Origin of the sequence: Halorientalis sp. (genome assembly GCF_028275115.1) — an archaeon.
Taxonomy (GTDB): Archaea; Halobacteriota; Halobacteria; order Halobacteriales; family Haloarculaceae; genus Halorientalis.
Genome location: NZ_JAQCNH010000121.1, coordinates 1 through 18,778, shown reverse-complemented (window position 1 = coordinate 18,778; position 18,778 = coordinate 1). Strand labels below are relative to the sequence as shown.

24 protein-coding genes and 2 tRNA genes are annotated in these 18,778 nt (G+C 65.4%); 10 read left to right on the top strand and 16 right to left on the bottom strand.

The window, feature by feature from the left end:
* Window positions 1-45 precede the first annotated feature (45 nt).
* The 8 genes from Q0964_RS15735 to Q0964_RS15700 all read right to left on the bottom strand — a co-directional run bounded on the left by Q0964_RS15735 (window position 46) and on the right by Q0964_RS15700 (window position 4,880).
* Window positions 46-119 (bottom strand) — tRNA-Thr (locus tag Q0964_RS15735).
* A 17-nt stretch (window positions 120-136) separates the two neighbouring features.
* Window positions 137-640 (bottom strand): GNAT family N-acetyltransferase, encoded by a 504-nt coding sequence (locus Q0964_RS15730; RefSeq protein ID WP_299269399.1) that lies wholly within the window; start codon window positions 638-640, stop codon window positions 137-139.
* Window positions 640-1,830 (bottom strand): phosphoglycerate kinase, encoded by a 1,191-nt coding sequence (locus tag Q0964_RS15725; RefSeq protein WP_299269396.1) that lies wholly within the window; start codon window positions 1,828-1,830, stop codon window positions 640-642. Before Q0964_RS15725 ends, Q0964_RS15730 begins: the two co-directional genes overlap by 1 nt.
* Window positions 1,831-1,963: 133 nt before the next feature.
* Window positions 1,964-2,533: a CBS domain-containing protein gene (locus tag Q0964_RS15720; protein ID WP_299269392.1), complete on the bottom strand. Its 570-nt coding sequence runs from the start codon at window positions 2,531-2,533 to the stop codon at window positions 1,964-1,966.
* A 263-nt stretch (window positions 2,534-2,796) separates the two neighbouring features.
* Window positions 2,797-3,168 carry a DUF7344 domain-containing protein gene (locus tag Q0964_RS15715; protein WP_299269390.1) on the bottom strand — a complete coding sequence of 124 codons (372 nt, stop codon included), beginning with the start codon at window positions 3,166-3,168 and terminating at the stop codon, window positions 2,797-2,799.
* 104 nt (window positions 3,169-3,272) lie between these two features.
* The gene (locus Q0964_RS15710; RefSeq protein ID WP_299269387.1) at window positions 3,273-3,569 is read right to left on the bottom strand and encodes a DUF5785 family protein; all 297 of its coding nucleotides are present in this window, start codon (window positions 3,567-3,569) and stop codon (window positions 3,273-3,275) included.
* Between the two features lie 437 nt (window positions 3,570-4,006).
* Window positions 4,007-4,090, bottom strand: a tRNA-Ser gene (locus tag Q0964_RS15705).
* A 40-nt stretch (window positions 4,091-4,130) separates the two neighbouring features.
* The gene (locus tag Q0964_RS15700) at window positions 4,131-4,880 is read right to left on the bottom strand and encodes a glycosyltransferase family protein (RefSeq protein ID WP_299269384.1); all 750 of its coding nucleotides are present in this window, start codon (window positions 4,878-4,880) and stop codon (window positions 4,131-4,133) included.
* 93 nt (window positions 4,881-4,973) lie between these two features.
* Here Q0964_RS15700 and Q0964_RS15695 point away from each other — a divergent pair, with 93 nt between their 5' ends.
* Entirely contained in the window at window positions 4,974-5,189 is a 216-nt protein-coding gene (locus tag Q0964_RS15695) for a hypothetical protein (RefSeq protein ID WP_299269381.1), read from the top strand.
* On the opposite strand, the gene Q0964_RS15690 is transcribed toward Q0964_RS15695, so the two are convergent.
* The gene (locus tag Q0964_RS15690) at window positions 5,190-5,819 is read right to left on the bottom strand and encodes a uracil-DNA glycosylase (RefSeq protein ID WP_299269378.1); all 630 of its coding nucleotides are present in this window, start codon (window positions 5,817-5,819) and stop codon (window positions 5,190-5,192) included.
* 114 nt (window positions 5,820-5,933) lie between these two features.
* Here Q0964_RS15690 and Q0964_RS15685 point away from each other — a divergent pair, with 114 nt between their 5' ends.
* Window positions 5,934-6,146: a hypothetical protein gene (locus Q0964_RS15685; RefSeq protein WP_299269375.1), complete on the top strand. Its 213-nt coding sequence runs from the start codon at window positions 5,934-5,936 to the stop codon at window positions 6,144-6,146.
* Window positions 6,147-6,171: 25 nt separating this feature from the next.
* Window positions 6,172-6,789, top strand: a complete 618-nt coding sequence (locus tag Q0964_RS15680; RefSeq protein ID WP_299269371.1) for a class I SAM-dependent methyltransferase — start codon at window positions 6,172-6,174, stop codon at window positions 6,787-6,789.
* Here Q0964_RS15680 and aroC read toward each other — a convergent pair.
* Window positions 6,786-8,018 (bottom strand): chorismate synthase, encoded by a 1,233-nt coding sequence (gene aroC, locus Q0964_RS15675; RefSeq protein ID WP_299269369.1) that lies wholly within the window; start codon window positions 8,016-8,018, stop codon window positions 6,786-6,788. The two genes, Q0964_RS15680 and aroC, sit on opposite strands and share 4 nt — an antisense overlap.
* A 207-nt stretch (window positions 8,019-8,225) precedes the next feature.
* Window positions 8,226-9,515, bottom strand: a complete 1,290-nt coding sequence (aroA, locus tag Q0964_RS15670) for a 3-phosphoshikimate 1-carboxyvinyltransferase (RefSeq protein WP_299269367.1) — start codon at window positions 9,513-9,515, stop codon at window positions 8,226-8,228.
* A gap of 91 nt (window positions 9,516-9,606) precedes the next feature.
* Between aroA and Q0964_RS15665 the strand changes: the two genes are divergently transcribed.
* The gene (locus Q0964_RS15665) at window positions 9,607-10,800 is read left to right on the top strand and encodes a M24 family metallopeptidase (RefSeq protein WP_299269365.1); all 1,194 of its coding nucleotides are present in this window, start codon (window positions 9,607-9,609) and stop codon (window positions 10,798-10,800) included.
* Here the strand turns inward: Q0964_RS15665 and Q0964_RS15660 are convergent.
* Window positions 10,797-11,615 (bottom strand): DUF7537 family lipoprotein, encoded by an 819-nt coding sequence (locus tag Q0964_RS15660; protein ID WP_299269363.1) that lies wholly within the window; start codon window positions 11,613-11,615, stop codon window positions 10,797-10,799. The two genes, Q0964_RS15665 and Q0964_RS15660, sit on opposite strands and share 4 nt — an antisense overlap.
* Window positions 11,616-11,698: 83 nt before the next feature.
* Between Q0964_RS15660 and Q0964_RS15655 the strand changes: the two genes are divergently transcribed.
* Together Q0964_RS15655 and Q0964_RS15650 are read left to right on the top strand one after the other, a co-directional pair.
* On the top strand, window positions 11,699-12,445 hold the full coding sequence (locus Q0964_RS15655) for a prephenate dehydrogenase/arogenate dehydrogenase family protein (protein ID WP_299269361.1): 747 nt from the start codon (window positions 11,699-11,701) through the stop codon (window positions 12,443-12,445).
* A complete protein-coding gene (locus tag Q0964_RS15650) occupies window positions 12,442-13,857 on the top strand; it encodes a small ribosomal subunit Rsm22 family protein (RefSeq protein ID WP_299269359.1) in 1,416 nt (471 codons plus the stop codon). Before Q0964_RS15655 ends, Q0964_RS15650 begins: the two co-directional genes overlap by 4 nt.
* A gap of 1 nt (window position 13,858) precedes the next feature.
* Here Q0964_RS15650 and Q0964_RS15645 read toward each other — a convergent pair whose 3' ends face one another.
* On the bottom strand, window positions 13,859-14,170 hold the full coding sequence (locus Q0964_RS15645) for an amastin family protein (RefSeq protein ID WP_299269357.1): 312 nt from the start codon (window positions 14,168-14,170) through the stop codon (window positions 13,859-13,861).
* Between the two features lie 106 nt (window positions 14,171-14,276).
* Between Q0964_RS15645 and surE the strand changes: the two genes are divergently transcribed.
* From surE to Q0964_RS18515, 4 genes are all read left to right on the top strand, one after another.
* Complete coding sequence (gene surE / locus Q0964_RS15640; protein WP_299269355.1) at window positions 14,277-15,080, top strand: 5'/3'-nucleotidase SurE; 804 nt, start codon at window positions 14,277-14,279, stop codon at window positions 15,078-15,080.
* A gap of 81 nt (window positions 15,081-15,161) precedes the next feature.
* A complete protein-coding gene (locus Q0964_RS15635; protein WP_299269353.1) occupies window positions 15,162-15,407 on the top strand; it encodes a DUF7120 family protein in 246 nt (81 codons plus the stop codon).
* 113 nt (window positions 15,408-15,520) lie between these two features.
* The gene (locus Q0964_RS15630; RefSeq protein ID WP_299269351.1) at window positions 15,521-16,201 is read left to right on the top strand and encodes a carbonic anhydrase; all 681 of its coding nucleotides are present in this window, start codon (window positions 15,521-15,523) and stop codon (window positions 16,199-16,201) included.
* Between the two features lie 49 nt (window positions 16,202-16,250).
* Window positions 16,251-16,358: a zinc ribbon domain-containing protein gene (locus Q0964_RS18515; RefSeq protein WP_414652178.1), complete on the top strand. Its 108-nt coding sequence runs from the start codon at window positions 16,251-16,253 to the stop codon at window positions 16,356-16,358.
* Between the two features lie 371 nt (window positions 16,359-16,729).
* On the opposite strand, the gene Q0964_RS15620 is transcribed toward Q0964_RS18515, so the two are convergent.
* From Q0964_RS15620 to Q0964_RS15610, 3 genes are read right to left on the bottom strand one after another with little or no spacing between them, the layout of a single operon-like run.
* Window positions 16,730-17,566: an ion transporter gene (locus Q0964_RS15620; RefSeq protein ID WP_299269350.1), complete on the bottom strand. Its 837-nt coding sequence runs from the start codon at window positions 17,564-17,566 to the stop codon at window positions 16,730-16,732.
* A gap of 38 nt (window positions 17,567-17,604) precedes the next feature.
* Window positions 17,605-17,910, bottom strand: coding sequence for a chorismate mutase (locus Q0964_RS15615; RefSeq protein ID WP_299269348.1), 306 nt, complete (start codon window positions 17,908-17,910; stop codon window positions 17,605-17,607).
* Window positions 17,868-18,719 carry a shikimate kinase gene (locus tag Q0964_RS15610; RefSeq protein WP_299269470.1) on the bottom strand — a complete coding sequence of 284 codons (852 nt, stop codon included), beginning with the start codon at window positions 18,717-18,719 and terminating at the stop codon, window positions 17,868-17,870. The genes Q0964_RS15615 and Q0964_RS15610 overlap by 43 nt, the downstream gene beginning before the upstream one ends.
* Window positions 18,720-18,778: the final 59 nt, after the last annotated feature.

Here is an 18,778-nt window from a genome sequence, read left to right as displayed (position 1 = left end):
GTGAGTACGAACGGGCAGCAACAACGGTTTTGAATTAAAACCCGAAGCCAGGGGTGGGATTCGAACCCACGAACTCCCGATTACAAGTCGGGTGCTTGGACCGCCCAAGCTCCCCTGGCACGTCTCGGGATAGCGCCTACCCCTTTGAGTGATTATCGCTTTCCACCGGCTTCTCCAGCTGGACCCGGTGTGGGTCGTAACCGTGTCGCCGATAGAACCGCCGGGCTGCCTCGTTCTCCGCCAGCACCTCCAATTTCACCGCGTCGACGCCGCGCGCCGCCAGCTTCTCCTCGGCGGTCGTCATCAGCTCAGCGCCGATCCCCCGGTCACGGTACTCGGGGCGCACGTAGAGATTCTCGATAGTCCCTCGTGTCGCCGTCGTCGCCAGCAGCTCTTTCCCTGCGTTGAACATGACGAATCCAAGCACGGTGTCTGGTTCGGCGTCGAAGTCGTCGTCGGCAGTGGCGACAGCGACGTAGAGTCCGTCGGCGACGATAGCTCGGCGCACGTTATCGCCGATAGTGTCACGATTCTCGACTGCTCGGAGGTGCGAACCGACGCAACGCTGTTCCTCCGCGAGTTCCACCCAGAGGTTCGTGACTGTCTCGGCCACGTCGGTGTCCGGACGTTGCACGTTCACTACTCGCGCAGCACCTCGACCGCCGGCAGTTCCTCGCCGGTGAGCAGTCGGAGCGCCGCACCGCCACCGGTGCTGACGTGGTCGAACCCCTCGATGCCTAGCTGCCGAAGCGACGCTGCCGTATCGCCCCCGCCCACGATACTGTACTCGGCGCCAGTGGCCGCGCCGAAGATACGACGGGTGCCGTGGGCGAACTTGTCGTCCTCGAACACGCCCGGCGGGCCGTTCAGCACGGCCGTCCCTGCGGTCTCGAACACGTCCGCGTATGCGGCGGCAGTGGTCTCACCCACGTCGAACACCGGCGCGTCAACCGGCAACTCATCGACGCCGACCTCGACGCGCTCACCGTCCCGCTCGATGGCCACGTCCCCCGGACGGTGAATCAGTTCGCCGTACTCGGCGAGCAGGGCCTCGGCCTGCTCGACGGCCGTCGCGTCGCGGTGGGTGATTGCCGTCATCGACGGCTCCCCGATGTCCACCCCACTGGCCGCGAGAAAGGCGTTCCCGGTCATCCCACCCGTGAGAATCTCGTCGGCCAGTCCGCGTTCGAGGACACTCTCGGCCACGTCGAGGGCGTCGGCGATCTTCGCACCGCCGAGCGCGTACACCCGCGGTCGTGGCGTGTCCTCGATGTTGCTCAGCACGTCGAGTTCCCGTTCCATAACGCGGCCCGCGTAGCTGTCGACCCGCATGGGTAGACCGACGATCGACGGCTGTGAGCGGTGCGCGGCCGCGAAGGCATCGTTGACGAACGCCTCGAGAACCGGAGCCAACCGGTCGACGAGGAACGTCTCGGCGGCTTCCCCCGGTGGGAACTCCATATACTCCTCGCTGTAAAATCGTGTGTTCTCCAGCAGGACTGCCTCGCCCGGACTGAGACCCTCGATCGCGTCCCGGGCCTCCGCGGAGAAAGTGGCGTCACAGTACTCTATGGACCGGTCGAGCAGTCCCGAGAGGCGGTCCGCGTGGTCTTCGAGTGTGGCGAACTCGTCGCCACCGGGGCGACCCTGGTGGGCGAGGACGGCGAGTTTGCCGCCACGTTCGAGCAGTTCCTGCAGCGTGCCGACGTGCGCGTGCAACCGGGCGTCGTCGGTGAGGCGACCATCCCCGTCCAGCGGGCTGTTGATGTCAACGCGCACCCCCGTCGTCGTGCCGTCGACGGCGAGGTCGTCCAGCGTCGGTATCCCCATGCTCCTCTGTCCCGTTCGATAGAGGATATGTGTTTTGTTGTGGGGTCACCGAACGTCTCACCCCGTCTGCCTGCCGCATTCCCACCGGAGTCCGTACCCGGTACCCTTAGACGCCAGAACGACCGCACTGTGTTCAGACGTCTTTACAGTCGCTACAGACGAGCTGGCCGTTGAACGTCGAGAGGTCCCGGGTCAGCGACCCACACAGCTCACAGATCCCCTGGTTCGAGTACTCCTCGTCGGTCGCCGCCGCCTCGGCCGTCGCCGTCACCGCCTCCACCGAGGCTCGCTCCGCCTCCATCCGCTCGCTCTCGACTCCGGGGTCGAGCGTCGAAGCCGTTACCACGTCGTGTTCGGTGATTACGCCGGCCAGTTCGTCGTTCTCCATCACCAGGAGGTGCCGCGAATCCGTCCCGGACATCCGGTCGGTCGCCGCCGCCAGCGACTCGCCGGGCCCGACCGTCGGTGGATTGTTCTGCATCACGTCTGCCACTGCCACAGACGACAGGTCACCCCGCTCGACCGTCGTCTCTAGTACGTCCCGCTGTGTGACCATCCCGATAGGGGCCGTCCCACGCAACACGACGACCGTCTCGACATCTTCCTCGAGCATCAGCGCAGCCGTCTCGGCGAGTCCGTCGCCTTCACTCGCACCCACGTAGTCCCGCCGCATCACCTGTCCAACCGTGACGTTACCGTTCATGTGCTATATTTTCACACACGGTGTCTAAAAGCTATCTGCACCACGCTTAATACCGCTCGAGCTTTAGACAAACTCTTTCGAAGATTCGAGCCAGCGTGGTTCAGACGCTCAGTTCTGCGTCGGCCCCGGTCGCACGAGAGGTGGCTACCCGGGGGCCGCAGTTGTCCATTTGGACGTGAGTCGCCCGTGCGTCCGTCACAGCGACCATCGCTCGATTCCAGACCGATAACTGCCCGTGGCTCCGACAGGTGTCGACGGTTCGTCTACGACTCTTCCTCCAACCGCGCCGTCACCCGTGGCCCGCCGGTGAACGCCACGGTCCCCAGTCGCGAGTCGAACGCGACCAGGCCAGTTTCCGTTAGTTTCGGCAGGTGTTTCTGGTAGATGTCGATCCGCGTTTTCTGCCTGTTGGTGGGTACCGCCGTCTCGCCGGCCTCCGAACGCTCGTCTTCGGCCTCCGACCCCGCTAGATCTGCTGCCAGGTCGTCGACGGGCACCGGCTCCTCCGCGCCCCAAAGGCACCGCAGAAGCCGGCGGCGCGCCCGCGACGCGAGCAACTCGTCGACGACGTGTGCCGGTATCTGTCCCGTTCCGTTCTCTCCGTCCGGTATCCGGTCCGTCGAATGTGTCGCCATAGCTCGTCCCTGGTATACGATACCATTCCACAAGTATGTGTCGCGGTTGCACACTCCAGTGACCGGTCGGTCCGAACTGGGGTCAGAAGGAAGCGTGGCGTCGCTCAGGCGAGTTCGTACGGCCAGTAGCCCGCATCACGCATGGACTGGCCGACGACCCTGTGGAAGTGCGGAAAGTCCTCGAACTCCTCTTGATCGACGTTCTCGAAGATTTCGGCGATGCTGACGACCGTCTCGTAGTCGATTCGGATGGGCTCGTCGCCGAATTCCTCGACGAACTCCGCTCTGGAGAGCGGGAAGTCCTCGTCCTCGTTGATTTTCTTCGCGATGATCGCCTGTCCGTACTTACGGCGTCCCTCGCTGCCTTCGTCTCCATCGGGGTCGTGCGGCCAATCGCTCATGCCGTATGCTCGGGTCGAACTACGCAAAAGCGTTATCCTCCGCGTCCGTCCCCGTCGGCCTCCGGCGCTCCTGCACTGCAGCCGGGCGAAGCGAAATCCTATGCTAGTCGCGCCCCGTCGACGGCCACAACTGTTCGGGGGCCAGAGTCGCCGCTGGCCTCCAGCGGTCGCGGGCCACGTCACGAATTCGACGAGTCGCCCGTCGTGGCGCTCCAGTCGCCGCTCTCGTTCCCGGGCCGTCGTCACGTCCTGTGTTACCTCGCGGAACACGAGAGACCCTCGTCAGCGCCGCTCAGCGGTTCGCCCGCAGACCCACCGTGAGACGGGGATTCGAGCCACGGTCGTTCTCGTTCGCTCGCTGGACACTCCACACTCTGGCTCACAGATTCGCCTCCTCGTCCGTCGTTGTCACTCACGAACTAGTTCGTGCCGACGGACGGTGGGATGGGGATTCGAACCCCAGAGTCCGTGAGGACAACTGCTCTCAAGGCAGTCGCGTTAGGCCACTTCGCTATCCCACCGCAGATTACCTTTCTCTCCGCCGCGTCTAATTCCTGTCGGTCACTCGCGGTTCAGTTCCGCCCTACTCTCGTCCGCCGTCACGCCCAGGTCCAGTTTGGCCAGACACTCCGCGGTGTGGGCGGGGTGGTTCCGCTCGGCTCCGGCCCGTGCCGCAGTCTGTGAGATCGCCGTCACGAGATCCGCACGCGTCTCGACGACCGGCGTCATCGGCAGGAAGTCGACGCCGTGTTCGGCGGCGATGCCGCGGTCGGTCAGCGACTCCACGACCGGCGGTTCGTACGCGCCCTGGAAGTCGATTTCCTCGGCGAACCCGGCGTAGTACACCCGACCGTCACCAGCAGGGCCGAGAACGACCTCGTGCCGCCGGAGCTTCATCGCCGCGTTGTCGACGATACCACGTGTCAGAAACGGGGCCGTCGGCTCGACTACCGCGGCCGACGTGACGGTCTCCTGTCCGAGCAGATGTGTCACCGTGTTGCCCGCCCGGGCCGAAAACGACGAGCCAACCTGGACCTCGAACCGCGCCTCGTCTGGGGACTCCAGCGCCGGCGCGACGGCCGCCCGGAGGTGCGCTTCGGCGGATTCGCCGTCGTGTGCGGGGAGGTCGTCGTCGTCACGATAGTTGACGAGCAGGTCACCACCGCTGGCCTCGACGGCGCGACACACGTCCCGAAGCATGGCGGTATACAGGTCGGTCACCTCGGCTTCCGAGAGCGGTGTCTCCGCGGCGAGTTCCGGCAGAACGAGTCCCTCGCGCGGCGGGTCTGCGAGTACGGCGACGGTAGTCATACGTATCTATCGACGCGGGCGGCCCTTGAACGCGCCGTTTCGAGCGCCGGAACCGTCCCGTTTATACCACTCGTGGACCAAATTCGAAATATAATGTACGAACAGATGAGTGGGCTCGTCGCCGCGGTGGTGGTCGCCGCGATGGTCCTCGGCAGCGTCGCCGGAGTCGTAACTCTCGTGACGGCCGTCCCAGCCGTGACCTCTATCGCGGCAGTCGGCGCGACCCTCTTGCTCACCGCGTTCTTCGTCCTCGTCCTCACTGCCGCCGGCACCGTCGGCAGCGGCGGCGTTTCGAGCCCGTACTGGTAATCAGCGGTTCCGCCGCCCCTTCGTCTGTCTGTAATCACGGTCCAGGAGCGACGCGAGGTGCTCCAGTAGTGCGGTCCGCTGGTCGTCTGTCTGCTCCTCAGGGGCCATCATCGGCACCAACTCGAACCCGCGCCCCCTGATCGTCGTCGCGTGGTCGGTCGTGACATCGAAATCCTCGGCCCGCTTTGTCGTGTACTCGTATGCCAGCGCCTCTAGCGGCCGCTGTCCGACGGGCAGAATCACCTCCGGATTGATCATGCGTACCTCAGCGGTCAGAAAGCCCTCGCAGTTACGAACCTCGTCGTCACTGGGTGGTCGGTCGGGGGTGTGACACCGCGTCAGGCCCGTCAGGAAGACGTTCTCGACGGTCGGTTCGTCGCTGTCGAACGCGTCGACGAACCCGAGGTCGGCGAGGACCGAGAGGACCGTGCGGCCGTCCTCGTCGCCTGTGAACGGGATACCAGTCGCGTCCGCACCCGGCCCGGGCGCTTCGCCGAGGACGAGAAAATCCGCACTCACGTCGCCGTAGCCGTGAACCACCTGTGTCCGAGTCTCACAGAGTGCCGGACACTGTCTGCAGTCCTCGTCCATCCCGAATGGGTTGGCGACCGTCTCCTGGTTCGCGTCCATAATCGTGTCAGGGGCGGCCGGCGCATAAGTCTCGGGTCGCCGGGAACACGCCGTTTCATCGTCGGTGCGTCGAAAAGATGGGACACGCTGACAGTAGTCGGCTCACAATCACAGATGATGGGTCATATCAAGCGCCTCGTCGAGCTGGCTTTCCTGATCGCGTTCGGACTAGTCGAGATTTCGACAAGCGCCTTCGACCAGTACCCACTTCTCATGTGGGTCGGAGCGGTAGTCGTCCTCGCGATACTGGTCGATTCGGTCCGGTGTGCGCGGAGTCAGTGGCGCCAGTTGCGTGAGGCCCGGTCCGGCGGCGAGGCGTCAGGCTAATTTTTGCGGCTCTCTTAGGAAAGCTATGTCATCAGTTCTCTCCGACATCGACCGCCAGCGCCGCCTCGACGGTGACGACAAGCGGTTTTACGACCAGCCACGGTTCGTTCAGCACGTCGACGACTCGTTCCGCGAGCGACTGACCGCGCTGTACCGCGACCGGCTCTCGCCAGGCGACGAGGTCCTCGACCTCATGAGCAGTTGGGTGTCTCACCTCCCGCCGGACCTGGAGCTCGGCGACGTGGTCGGCCACGGGCTGAACGAGGCCGAACTCGAGCGAAACGACCGCCTCGACGGCTGGTTTCTCCAGAATCTCAACGGGGACCAGACACTCCCGCTGGAGGACGCGTCGGTCGACGCGGTCCTGTGTGCCGTCTCCGTCCAGTATCTCCGGTACCCCGGTCGGGTCTTCGCGGAGGTGGCGCGTGTCCTCCGACCCGGCGGCGTCGTGGTCGTGAGTTTCTCGAGCCGGATGTTTCCGCAGAAAGCGATTCGAGCGTGGCGGTCCCGGTCGATGGACGAGCGCGCGGCCCTCGTCTGTGACTACCTCGACTCGACCGGAGCGTTCGGGACACCCTCCGTCCAGAGCGCGGTCCAGCGAGGAGCGGATCCGTTCTACGCCGTGACGGCGGTGAAACCCTAGTCGTCGTCCTCGGTCGGTTCGGCCCGGGTCGCGGCGTCCTCTGGGTCCTCCTGTGGACTCGACGGGTGGTAGTCGGTGTCGTACTCGCCGGGTCGGTCGTCGATGCGGTCGGGATTGACCCGGCCCGAGAGCAACATGAAGTCGAGGACCGTACAGGCGAGCATCGCCTCGACGACGGGAACGGCACGGGGCATTAGGACCGGGTCGTGACGGCCGACGACTTGAACGTCCTTCTCCTCGCCCGTCTCCCAGTCGACGGTCGTCTGTTCCTTGGGGATGCTCGTCGGTGCGTGCCAGGTCACCTCGCCGTAGATGGGTTCGCCGGTCGTGATACCGCCCTGGAGGCCACCGTGGTCGTTGCCGACGGGAAGGGGGTCACCTTCCTCGCTGACCGTCTCTGGACGTGACTCGCCGTCGTCGAACTCCCAGTCTTCGTTACGCTCGCTGCCGCGCATCTCGCGGGCGTCCCGCCCCTTCCCGTACTGGAAGCCGGTCGTCGCCGGGACGGCGAACATCGCCTGCCCGAGACGGGAGGGGAACGAGTCGAAGCGAGGCGCGCCGAGACCACGGGGAACCCCGCGCATCTCGAAATAAATCGAGCCACCGATCGAGTCGCCCTCCTGCTGATACCGGTCGATAGCCTCGCGCATCTCCGCTGCCGTCTCGGGGTGGGCACACCGCACCTCGTTCTCCTCGGTGTGTTCGAGCATCTCCTCGAAGGTAACTGCGGGTGCCTCGATGTCTCCGACCTGGTTGACGTGGGCCTTGATCTGCACGTCGTGTTCCGAGGCGTCGAGGACCTGCTTGGCGATGGCGCCCGCGGCGACCCAGTTGACGGTCTCGCGAGCTGACGAGCGGCCGCCGCCGCCCCAGTTGCGCGTCCCGAACTTCGCCGAGTATGTGTAGTCGCCGTGGCTCGGGCGGGGAGCCGTGACGAACGGCTCGTACTTGCCCGAGCGAGCGTCCTTGTTCTGAATGACCATTCCGACCGGCGTGCCAGTGGTGTACCCGTCCTGTACGCCGCTGTTGATCGTTACCTCGTCCGGTTCGCCGCGCGAGGTGGTAATCATCGACTGCCCGGGCTTGCGCCGGTCGAGTTCCTGCTGGATGTCCGCTTCCTCGATTTCGACGCCTGCCGGAACCCCGGACACAGTACAGCCCATGGCCTCCCCGTGGCTCTCCCCGTAGGTGGTCATCTGGAAGAGCCGCCCGAAACTGTTACCGTTCATTACTGAGTTTTGAGTGGCCCTGGCATTTGAAGCTTGAGAAAGCGTCGAACGCGGGACTTCCTCGGCGAGGGTTTACCGACGAGAGGGCGACCAACTCCGGTCGTGTCCTAACTAGTCGCTGCGGCCCACTCTGCGATCGCACGCGACACCGTGCCGCAGACTGTCCGTCCCGTCTGTGTGTCTCCCCCGCTCACCTGGGACGGGCCGTCACTCCTGACTCGCGTCGGCACCGATGCCACTCAGCACGTCGAAAAACGCCGGGAACGACACGTCGACGTGTTCGCCACCACGGACCGTCGTCGGCCCGTCTGCGACCAGCCCGGCCACCGCCAGCGACATAACGATCCGGTGGTCGGCCCGACCGTCGACGGTCGCGCCCTGCAACTCCGTCTCGCCGCCGTGGATCGTGAGACGGTCCCTTTCTTCCTCGACCGTGGCACCCATCGCGGTCAGTTCCTCGGCCATCGCGCTCACGCGGTCGGTCTCTTTGTAACGGACGTGTTCGCAGTCGGTGATCGTCGTCGTCCCGTCGGCGACCGCGCCCAGCACCGCAATCGTCGGCAACAGGTCGGGCGTGTCCTCGACGCCGACCGTCACCCCGGAGAGTGACGACCGGCGCGTCGTGATACTCCCCTCTTCGCGGTCCCAGTCGACGTCCGCGCCCATCTGCTCCAGGACGTCGACGATGGCGGCGTCGCCCTGTGCGCTCGGCTGAGCGCCCTGTACGCGAAGCTCGTCCTCGGCCGCGAGCGTCCCCGCGGCCAGCAGGTACGACATCGAGGAGAAGTCGCCGGGGACGGCGTACTCACCGCCCGATGGCACGTAGGACTGGCCGCCGTCGACGCGGAACCCGTCGTCCGTCTCGACGGCGTCGACTCCGAACGCCGCCAGAACTTCGATGGTTATCTGGACGTACGGTGCGGATTTGAGCTCGGTCTCCAGACCGACGTCGAGCCCGTCGTCGGTGACTGCCCCGGCCATCAGCAACGCAGTGATGTACTGTGAGGACACGTCGCCGGGAATCGACACTGACCCACCGTCTACGGGACCATCAACCACGAGCGGGGCCTGCCCGTTCGCGCGGGTACTCTCTGCCCGCCCGCCGAGTTGCTCGACGGCATCCAGCAGCGGTCCTTGTGGCCGCGACCGGAGCGAGTCGTCACCCGTCAGAACGGTGATACCGTCGGCGAGCGCACCCGTCGCGGTGACCAGACGCATCGTCGTGCCACTGTTCGCACAGTCGATCACGTCGTCCGGGACATCGGGGCAGCCGCCGAACCCCTCGACCTCGAGCGTGTCGTCGTCGCTGCGGTCCACGGCGCCCCCGTAAGCCGCCACCGCGCGCATCGTCGCTCGCGTGTCTGCGCTCACGAGGGGACCGGTGACGGTCGCGCCGTCGGCGTACCCCGCCGCGAGAATCGCCCGGTGTGTGTAACTCTTCGACGGCGGGGCCTGCACGGTCCCACCGACCCGAGACGGTGAAATCTCCACGTCCATGCAGGAGACCTCGCAGTCCCTCGGCATGAGGGTACCGGACCCGGATGCGACGACCCAGGAGGTTTTGTCGGTCGGGACCCGAAATCGGCCTATGGACCACGACCGCGCTGCACTCGACGCTTTCCTCGAGGAGGCCGGCGTCGACGGCTTCCTGATCGACGCCGCCAGTGACGACTCCGACCAACTGTACCTCTCTGGGTTTTCGGCCCCCGACCCGTTTCACACGCTCTACGACGGCGAAGTCCACCTCCTGGTCTCCAGTCTGGAGTACGGACGAGCGAAATCCGAGAGCCGAGCGGTCTCGGTCGACCGCCACGTCGACCACGACATGCCGGCGCTGGTCGAGGAACACGGCCGGCTGACGGGTGGTCGCCGTGTTCTCGTATCCTTTCTCGAGGACCGCGGCGTCGAGTCCGTCGCCGTTCCAGCACGGTTCCCGCTGGCGACCGCCGACGGACTCCGCGAACGGGGCATCGAGGTTCGAACGCCCGACACGCCGCCTATCGGCCGCGGCGGGACCAACGTGATCGAGGACATCCGGGCAAGCAAGACCGGCGCGGAGATCGACCACGTCCGCACCGCACAGACGGCGAACGAAGCCGCGATGAGTGCAGCAGAGGCCCTGCTCGACGCGGCGACCGTCGAGGACGGAACACTCCACCACGATGGCGACCCGCTCACCAGCGAGCGGGTCAAAGAGGAGATCGAAGTGACACTCCTCCGCAACGGCTGTGCACTCGACGAGACGATCGTCGCCTGTGGGGCCGACGCCGCCGACCCGCACGACCGCGGGAGTGGCCCACTGACCGCCGACGAGCCAATTATTATCGACATCTTCCCGCAGGACAAATCGAGCAAGTACCACGCCGACATGACCCGAACGTTCCTGAAGGGCGAGCCCAGTGACGAGATCCAGCGGTGGTACGACCTGACCGCGGCGGCAAAACGAGCGGCACTCGATGCCGTCGAGCCGGGTGCGACCGGCACGGCCGTCCACGACGCCGTCTGCGACGTGTACGAGGATGCGGGTGAGCCGACCCTCAGAAGCGACGAAACGACCGAAACTGGATTCATTCACAACACGGGACACGGTGTCGGGCTGGACGTCCACGAACAGCCCCTCGTCGGTCCGGGCGGCGACGAACTCGAACCCGGCCACGTCATCACCGTCGAACCGGGCCTCTACCACCCTGCCGTCGGCGGCATCCGGATAGAGGACATCGTGGTCGTCACCGAGGACGGGTACGAGAACCTCACCGACTATCCCGAAGCACTCGTTCTCTAACCGGCCGTACCGTTCCGTGGTGTACTCGTCGAGTCGCCGCTGGGCCGTGCCTCGTCCAGCCACTTCGGCGGCTGGACCGTCACGTCACCAGTCTCGCCGATCCGGTAGTCGACGGCGTAAACGAACGGTTCGCCCCGCTGGGTCCCCCGCAGGTCGATGCTCGCGCGGCGGACGACGCCGCTCGGCGCGATCAGAATTCGGCCCGACGAGTGGTTCAACGTCACCGTCGCGTTCGGGCCGGTCACCGCGCCGGTCAGGTCGAAGGTGGCGTATCGCTGCCCGTCGCGGGTGACGTTCTGCCTCGGCCCGAACTCGCCGAATTCGTAGATCTGCCGGAGCCGCTGGGTGCGGAGACTGCTGCCGTGGACGGTGTTGACGAACGCGATGTCGTTCCGCCCGTCGGTCGTGAACGTGACGTTCCTGGCTCCGAGGTCGGCCGTATCGAACGTCGTCGAACCGTTGGCGGCGAAGCGAGTGAACAACTGCGTCCCGTCGACGTACCGGTCGAGGGTGCCGGTGGCCGCTCGTCTCTGAATCAACTGTCGCTCGCCGTCCGGGTCGCTGGCGACGTCGACAGTCAGGTTCGTGCTCCCGTTCGGCGTCCTGACCCGCACGTCGAGACGAAGTTCGTACCCCCGGTCCCGCAATGTGTCAGTGTGTGCGGCCAGTCGGTCGTATGGGATTCCAGCGTCCGTCGCGGTACCGGTCGTGTCCCCGGGTACGGGCCCCGAGGGGTCGGGTCGCTCGACCCAGGAACACCCGGCGAGGACCGTCGCGACGGCGACTGCGACTGCCAGCGCTACCCGCCTATCCATACTGGGTAGCGTCAACGCGGCGATAAAAGACTCGCGGTCGTCGACCCGAACCGCTTTTGAGCGGGCCACGGTTACGCGGATTCATGAACGTACTCGTGGTCGGTGCCGGTGCGATGGGCCGGTGGTTCGCCGACGCGGTCCGGGCAGGTTTCGAACCGGCACGTGTCGCTTTCGCCGACCCCGACGACGCGGCCGCGAGCGCCGCCGCCGACACCGCGGACGGCCGGACCGTCCCGCTCGACACCGACGAATCGTTCGCGGTCGTCTGCGTTGCGGTCCCGATTCCGGTTGTCGTCGAGGCCATCGCCACCCACGCTAACCGGGCCGAGGACGCAGTAGTCGACGTGACCGGAGTGGCCGCCGAACCCGTCGCCGCTATGCGCGACCAGGCGCCCGACTGCGAACGGCTGAGTCTCCACCCGCTGTTCGCCCCGGCGAACGAACCCGGGAACGTGGCTGCCGTCGTCGACGCCGCCGGCCCGACGACCGACACGATACGAGACGCGCTGACGGCCCGCGGAAACACCGTCTTCGAGACGACCGCCGCCGAACACGACCGCGCCATGGAAACCGTCCAGGCGAAAGCCCACGCTGCCGTTCTCGCGTTTGGGTTGGCCGCCGACGAGGTGCCCGACCAGTTCCAGACGCCCGTCTCCGCGGCGCTGTTCGACCTCCTCGAGCAGGTCACCAGCGGCGACGCGCGCGTATACGCAGACATCCAGCGCGCGTTCGACGGAGCCGCCGACGTGGCCGCAGCGGCCGACGAGTTCGCGGCTGCCGACGGTGACGCGCTCGAGACGCTCTACAGCGAGGCGGGTGACCGACGGTGAACGCCGACCAGCGCGAACAGGTCCGGAACAACGCACAGTACCTCCAGTCAGTTCGACCCGTCGACCCCGAGGAGATTCAGGAGTACGTCGAAGGCCGACCCCACCCGGCCGCCATCACACAGGTGTTGCGGGAGGATGCCTTCGACCTCGGACTGCTGGAGAACGACGACGGAACCTTCGAGCCGGTCGAAGACGGGCCGCTCACCGTCTCGTTCCACGATGTCGAGCGATTCCCGCCGGCGTACTCGATGGCGCTCGAAGAGCTGTTCGTCGAGGCATACGGCGCGGGTTGGCCCGACGGGGAATCCGGCGACGCGATTCGCGAGCGGATTCGCGACCTGAAGACCGACTACCTGTGGGGTAACGACGTCGACTACGACGCGGAAACCGCGCTGGCGTACGCACTGTATCACCTCCCGGGCTACTACGCTGCCGTCCAGTACGTCCTCTCGGACCTGGTCGCGGACGGTCTGTTCCCGCGGAAACTGCGTGTCCTCGACGTCGGTGCCGGCGTCGGTGGCCCGGCACTGGGGCTGGCAGACCTGGTACCCGACGACGCGCTGGTCGACTACCACGCCGTCGAACCGAGCGCGGCGACCGAGGTTCTCTCGGCCGTGCTCGACGAGACCGGTCGGAATTTCCTGACGAGAACCCACGAGACGACCGCCGAGGCGTTCGAGCCGGACGGGGAGTACGACCTGATTCTGTTCGCGAACGTCCTGAGCGAACTCGACGACCCGGTGGGTGTAGTTGACCGCTATCGTGACGCGCTCGCGGCCGACGGGTCACTCGTCGCGCTCGCGCCGGCCGACCGCGAGACCGCTATCGGACTGCGTGCGGTCGAACGTGCCGTCGAGGACGAACTGACTGTCTACGCGCCGACGGTGCGGCTCTGGCCGTCGGCGACACCGGCCGACGAGGGTTGGTCGTTCGACGTGCAACCGGCCCTCGAAACGCCTGCCTTCCAGCGCCGACTGGACGAGGCCGCCAGCGACCCGGCCCACGAGTCCGGCGAATTCGTCAACGTCGACGTCCAGTACGCCTACACCGTCCTCCGGCCGGACGGACGGTGCCGGGTCGAGTTCACGCCGTCGGTCAGCGAGTTCGCACGGATGGCCGACATGGACACCCACGTCTCGAACCGTATCGACGTGGCGGCGATCAAACTGAGCCACGACCTCGCCGGGGGGGACGCCAACCCGTTATTCAAAATCGGGGACGGGAGCGAGCAGGTCGCTCACTACGCCGTTCTCACGAAGGCGTCGCCATTGAACAGCGACCTGCGGACGGCCGAGTACGGCGACCTGCTAGTCTGTGAGAACGTGCTGGCGCTCTGGAACGACGACGAGAACGCGTACAATCTGGTCGTCGACGGTGAGAGCGTCGTCGATTGTGTGCCTGCCGACGCCTGAGTCAGTCTGCTCCAGTTCCCAGCCCGCTCCCCCCCTCGAACCACTCCGCGAACGAACCGAGCGCGAGCAACCAGACGAACGCGATGGTTCCCGCGCCGAGGACACCGAGGATCAGTGCGACCCACCAGAGTTCCCCGCTCCGAAGCAACGCAGACGTGGCCGCAACGAACGTCAAGAAACTTGTCGCCAGCCCGATGAGAATGAACGCACTCCGGAGACGGTCGGCCCGCGAATCGTCGAACTGGTCGAACAGTAGCCAACGGCAATTCCCGAGCACCGACATATCCTCCGGCGGCGTCCTCTCCTCTGCCATGCATAGCACGTACTAAAACGGCTCACATAAAAACTGGCTCCGGCTCAGTCTCCGAGTGTCGCGGGTTAGCGGTGGGCTTTTGCGACGGCCGTCCTCACGAACCGATATGGCCGAACCGGAGATTCTGTTGACGAACGACGACGGCATCGAGAGTACCGGGTTTCGCGCTCTTTATGAAGTGCTCTCGGCTGTCGGGAGTGTGACAGCCGTCGCTCCCGCCGCCGATCAAAGTGCTGTCGGCCGTGCACTCTCACACAACGTCGAGATCCGCGAACACGAGCTCGGCTACGCCATCGACGGCACACCTGCCGACTGCGTCATCGCCGGGCTGGGCACACTGGTCCCCGACGCCGACCTCGTCGTCGCAGGCTGCAATCAGGGTGCCAACCTCGGTGCGTACGTCCTGGGGCGGTCGGGTACGGTTAGTGCCGCCGTCGAGGCCACGTTTTTCGACGTGCCAGCCATCGCCGTCTCCCTGTACGTTCCCGTCAGCACCGACACGAGCTACACCGAAATGAACGTGGCCCAGTCCGCCTACGGGAACGCTGCTCGCGCGACCCGCTATCTCGCCGAACACGCCATCGACGCCGGCGTCTTCGAGCGCGCGGACTATCTCAACGTCAACGCACCCGTCCCGGAACAGAGCGGCGACGACCCCGCGGAGATGGCGGTCACCGAACCGTCCAAAGCGTACATGATGGACGCCGAGCGCGACGGCGGCGAAATCACGCTCCACGACCGCATCTGGCAGCTGATGGGCGAGGGCGACATCCCGGACCCCGAAGGAACTGACCGCCGTGCCGTCGTGGACGGGAAAGTCAGCGTGTCACCGCTGACGGCCCCTCACACGACCGAGCATCACGAGGCGCTCGACGCCCTCGCCGAGACGTTCCCCGGAACCGTCGACTGATCCGCACAGCTCACCGGTGAGCACGTTTCGAGCTCAGGTAGGAGACCCAAATCTTACCTGCCTGTTGTCCCGAGCGGGGGTATGGCCAAGATAGAAATGGAGCTGGCCGATCGCGTCGAGAACGACATCGAACGGATGGTCAGCCAGGGTGAGTTCGTCAACTGGGACGAGGCCGTCGAGAAACTGCTCACGCAGGGCCTGTCGGCCTACGGCCCCATAGAGGAGGAGAGCAAGGAACTCGGCGGCGACATGTTCCAGCAGTCCGTCGCTGACCAGCAAGACCCCGCCATGCGCGACGAACCCGGCGACGACGATTACACACTGTAACCCGGTTCGTTCTCCGCCGCCGTTCCCGGGCAACCGGTGTCTGCGGACCGATTACGTACGTCCAGTCTTCGCGTTAAAAAGAGTTACATCGGTGCCGTGTGCTCGTTTCGACTATGCAACAACTCTTCGTCGATCTGTTGGCACGAAACGCCGAACACGCCAGCACCGTTGGCTCGCGGTTCGACGAGGTGCAGGACGCACAGCACCCCGCTGTCGTCACCGTCTGTTGTTCGGACTCACGCGTCCTCCAGGACCGTATCTGGCGGAACGACGAACCCGGACACATTTTCACCTGTGGTAACATCGGGAACCGCGTCGTCCAGCGGACCGGCGTCGGCGACACCGTCTCCGGCGACGTCCTCTATCCCATCGAACACGCGGGTACCGAGGTCGCCGTCATCGTCGGTCACACGGGCTGTGGAGCCGTGACCGCAACCTACGACGCACTGACCGAGGGCATCGCAGAACCCGACGGCATCGCACACTGTCTCGACCTGTTGAAGCCGTACCTCGAACCGGGACTGGACCTGCTCCCACCGGACCTGCCACGTCCGGACGCGATCAACCACCTCGTCGAGTACAACGTCGACCGGCAGGTCGAGTTCCTCCGCGGGAGCCGCGACGTCCCCGATTCGGTCACCGTTATCGGTGTCGTGTACGACTTCCAGGACATCTACAGCGACCGCCGCGGGGAGATTCACGTTATCAACGTCGACGGCGAGGTCGCGGCGTCGGCCCTGCGGAACGCTCACCCCGAAATCGCGGACCGCATCGAGCGACTCTGGGAGTACTGACCCCTGCCGACTATAGAACCGCGTTGAGGACAAAGCGCGAGAGGCCGGTATCCCGGTCACGTACGTCCGCCCGGAGTACACCAGCCAGACGTGCCACGAGTGCGGCCACATCGGAAACAGAGCCGCACAAGCCTACGTTCCGGTGAACCAAGCATAAGTGCCACGTCACGGCGTTTCAGGGCGACATAAACGACGCAATCAACGTTGCACAACGCGTGGGGAGAGAGAAACCGGCAGGCAATGACTCGCCTCGGGATGGGAGTGCCTGTGACAGCACCACGACCTCGTTCGAGACGGGGGAGCCGTCTCGTGATCACGAAAGACGCGACGCGTCTTTCGAACGACACCGTGAGACGAGCGAGAAACACTCGCAGATGACTCTCTCAGCCTTCCACCGGTCGGAACCCTCTGCCAGCAACAGCGGAACTTAGCTGGCATTCCCCATGCGTGGGAAGCCGCGCCGTCGTCGGGCTACGCCCGACTGCCTGAGGGAACTCCGCTCTCTCTCCGTTCACGGCGCGGAGGATGTCACCCCCTGGAGTCGTACTCTTGATAGATGACGTGGCCGCAGGCCTTGCAGTGGGACGCGTCCCGGTCGTGGGACGCCAGCCCACACTCCGGACACGCGACGGTGACTTTCTCACGGGTGGTCCACTCCCTGACGATACGGCTGGCCTGACGCGGAATGACGATTATCGCCGCGAGGATGGAGGCGACGGTGATCCACCTGCCGGCCGTCGTCGCCGGGATGATATCACCGAACCCAACGGTCGAGAGCGCGACGACCGTGTAGTAGAAGGCGTCCCCGAAGGTGTCCACACCGGGATTGACCGCCTGCTCGGCGCTATAAAAGAGACCTGCCGACGCGGACAGGAGGACCAGAATCGTCAGGAGGAGTCGCATCGCCCGCAGCGTGTTGTCCTCGACCGTTCCGAAGAAAAACTCCGCGTCCTTCGTAAACCGGTAAAAGCGAAACACACGGACGATTCTGAGCACACGCAGGAAACCGACGTTGACCGCGAACATCGACGCCGGGAACGCGACCAGCAACAGCGTCGGCAGAATCGCGAACAGATCCACCATCGCGTAGCCGTTCAGAAATTCCGCAACCCTGTTTTGCGCGCCGTAGAGTCGGAGGACGTACTCGACGAGAAACACGGTGGCGATAAGCACCTCGAGCGCCCACAGCAGGTCCCGAAAGCCGTCTGCGACGGGATACGTCTCCACGATAAAAAGACAGACGAACAGGAGATTCAACAGGAGCAACGCGACGTCGATAGCCTTCCCCGGCAGCGTCTGGTGGTCCAGCAGGTAGAACTGGACCGTCCCTCGGAAGCCGTTCTGGGTCTCGGCCTCACCGTCCATACGCCGCCTTTGTACTCGGGTCGTTACAAATGACCCGCCTATCTGCTCTCGCGTTGTTCGACCTTGTTCAGCTCGATCAACAGTCGAAAAACCGCTTTCACGAGGTTCGAGTCCACGTCGAACCGCTTTGCGTTCTCGCCGGCCCGATTCATAACGGCCTTTTCCTGTGTTTCGTCCGTGGTCGGGAGTCCCTGCTCGTCCTTTACAGCCGCGATGGTCTCGGCCACGTAGGTTCGCTGTGCGATCAACTCTACGAGCTCCCGGTCGATCGACTGTATCTCCTCTCGGAGTTCGTCCAGGTTCATCTCCTCTGTGCGCCGTCGGTCTGTGTCGTTGTCAGCCATGTGTTACCGTCTCGCTCAGTCCAGACGTCTTCCACTTGTTGTAACGCGCTGTGCGTCCCGACCGCGGTGAAACTCGGCCCGGTCCCCGAGAGGGAGACGCCCTCGACCAGCGGCATGGCCTCTACGGCCGGCTCCGTGGGGAACCCCAGTGCCGCACAGTAGGCGAGGCCGTTGACCGTCATCGCTCGCGCGAACTCGCCGTCGAGGGCGAGGTCGGCTACCAGGTCGGCCATCGGTGCGACGTGTTCGCACCGACCCACGTCGGCGTCCGCGGAGAACGAGCGCTCCGGCGGCGTCCACACCAGCACCGACCAGTCGCGTTCCTCGCGGGCCAGCAACTCGTCCTCGGTGTTGTCGGTGACCGTCACGCCGCCGAGCATACTCGCGCTCGCGTCGTCGAACGCGCCCGTCACCGTGACGCCGGCGTCCCGGGCCGCCTGCACGCCGATTCGACAGGCCTCCTCGCGGCCGGGTTCGTCGGTCACGTCGAGCGCTGACAGCGTCGCCAGCACGGTCGCGTTCGCGGCCGCGCTGGAACTCTTCAGCCCGGATGCCATCGGTACCTCGCTCTCGGTACGGACCCGACCGCCCTGCCCGTCGCCGAACCGGTCGACGACCAGTTCGACACATCGCTCTATCAGCCGCGTATCGGCATCGGGTGCGCCGGCGATTTCGCCCTCGACGCTCCCCTCGGAACCCAAATCGACCGTCGCCGTCGTGTAGGCGTCGATGGCGAACGCGGACCCGGTTCCGGTTGCGAGGGCGTTCAACACCGTCCCTGCCGCGGGGGCTCGTGCCCGACCTTCCATCACCCGTTCCTCTCGTATCTCGGTACTTACCTGTGGTGGTTGCCGGTCGCGGGTCGGGC

Coding starts and splice junctions, on each gene's coding strand:
- Q0964_RS15725 (WP_299269396.1), bottom strand. CDS start 1,830: ATGGGGATACCGACGCTGGACGACCTCGCCGTCGACGGCACGACGACG.
- Q0964_RS15720 (WP_299269392.1), bottom strand. CDS start 2,533: ATGAACGGTAACGTCACGGTTGGACAGGTGATGCGGCGGGACTACGTG.
- Q0964_RS15715 (WP_299269390.1), bottom strand. CDS start 3,168: ATGGCGACACATTCGACGGACCGGATACCGGACGGAGAGAACGGAACG.
- Q0964_RS15710 (WP_299269387.1), bottom strand. CDS start 3,569: ATGAGCGATTGGCCGCACGACCCCGATGGAGACGAAGGCAGCGAGGGA.
- Q0964_RS15700 (WP_299269384.1), bottom strand. CDS start 4,880: ATGACTACCGTCGCCGTACTCGCAGACCCGCCGCGCGAGGGACTCGTT.
- Q0964_RS15695 (WP_299269381.1), top strand. CDS start 4,974: ATGTACGAACAGATGAGTGGGCTCGTCGCCGCGGTGGTGGTCGCCGCG.
- Q0964_RS15690 (WP_299269378.1), bottom strand. CDS start 5,819: ATGGACGCGAACCAGGAGACGGTCGCCAACCCATTCGGGATGGACGAG.
- Q0964_RS15685 (WP_299269375.1), top strand. CDS start 5,934: ATGATGGGTCATATCAAGCGCCTCGTCGAGCTGGCTTTCCTGATCGCG.
- Q0964_RS15680 (WP_299269371.1), top strand. CDS start 6,172: ATGTCATCAGTTCTCTCCGACATCGACCGCCAGCGCCGCCTCGACGGT.
- aroC (WP_299269369.1), bottom strand. CDS start 8,018: ATGAACGGTAACAGTTTCGGGCGGCTCTTCCAGATGACCACCTACGGG.
- aroA (WP_299269367.1), bottom strand. CDS start 9,515: ATGGACGTGGAGATTTCACCGTCTCGGGTCGGTGGGACCGTGCAGGCC.
- Q0964_RS15665 (WP_299269365.1), top strand. CDS start 9,607: ATGGACCACGACCGCGCTGCACTCGACGCTTTCCTCGAGGAGGCCGGC.
- Q0964_RS15660 (WP_299269363.1), bottom strand. CDS start 11,615: ATGGATAGGCGGGTAGCGCTGGCAGTCGCAGTCGCCGTCGCGACGGTC.
- Q0964_RS15655 (WP_299269361.1), top strand. CDS start 11,699: ATGAACGTACTCGTGGTCGGTGCCGGTGCGATGGGCCGGTGGTTCGCC.
- Q0964_RS15645 (WP_299269357.1), bottom strand. CDS start 14,170: ATGGCAGAGGAGAGGACGCCGCCGGAGGATATGTCGGTGCTCGGGAAT.
- surE (WP_299269355.1), top strand. CDS start 14,277: ATGGCCGAACCGGAGATTCTGTTGACGAACGACGACGGCATCGAGAGT.
- Q0964_RS15635 (WP_299269353.1), top strand. CDS start 15,162: ATGGCCAAGATAGAAATGGAGCTGGCCGATCGCGTCGAGAACGACATC.
- Q0964_RS15630 (WP_299269351.1), top strand. CDS start 15,521: ATGCAACAACTCTTCGTCGATCTGTTGGCACGAAACGCCGAACACGCC.
- Q0964_RS15620 (WP_299269350.1), bottom strand. CDS start 17,566: ATGGACGGTGAGGCCGAGACCCAGAACGGCTTCCGAGGGACGGTCCAG.
- Q0964_RS15615 (WP_299269348.1), bottom strand. CDS start 17,910: ATGGCTGACAACGACACAGACCGACGGCGCACAGAGGAGATGAACCTG.
- Q0964_RS15610 (WP_299269470.1), bottom strand. CDS start 18,719: ATGGAAGGTCGGGCACGAGCCCCCGCGGCAGGGACGGTGTTGAACGCC.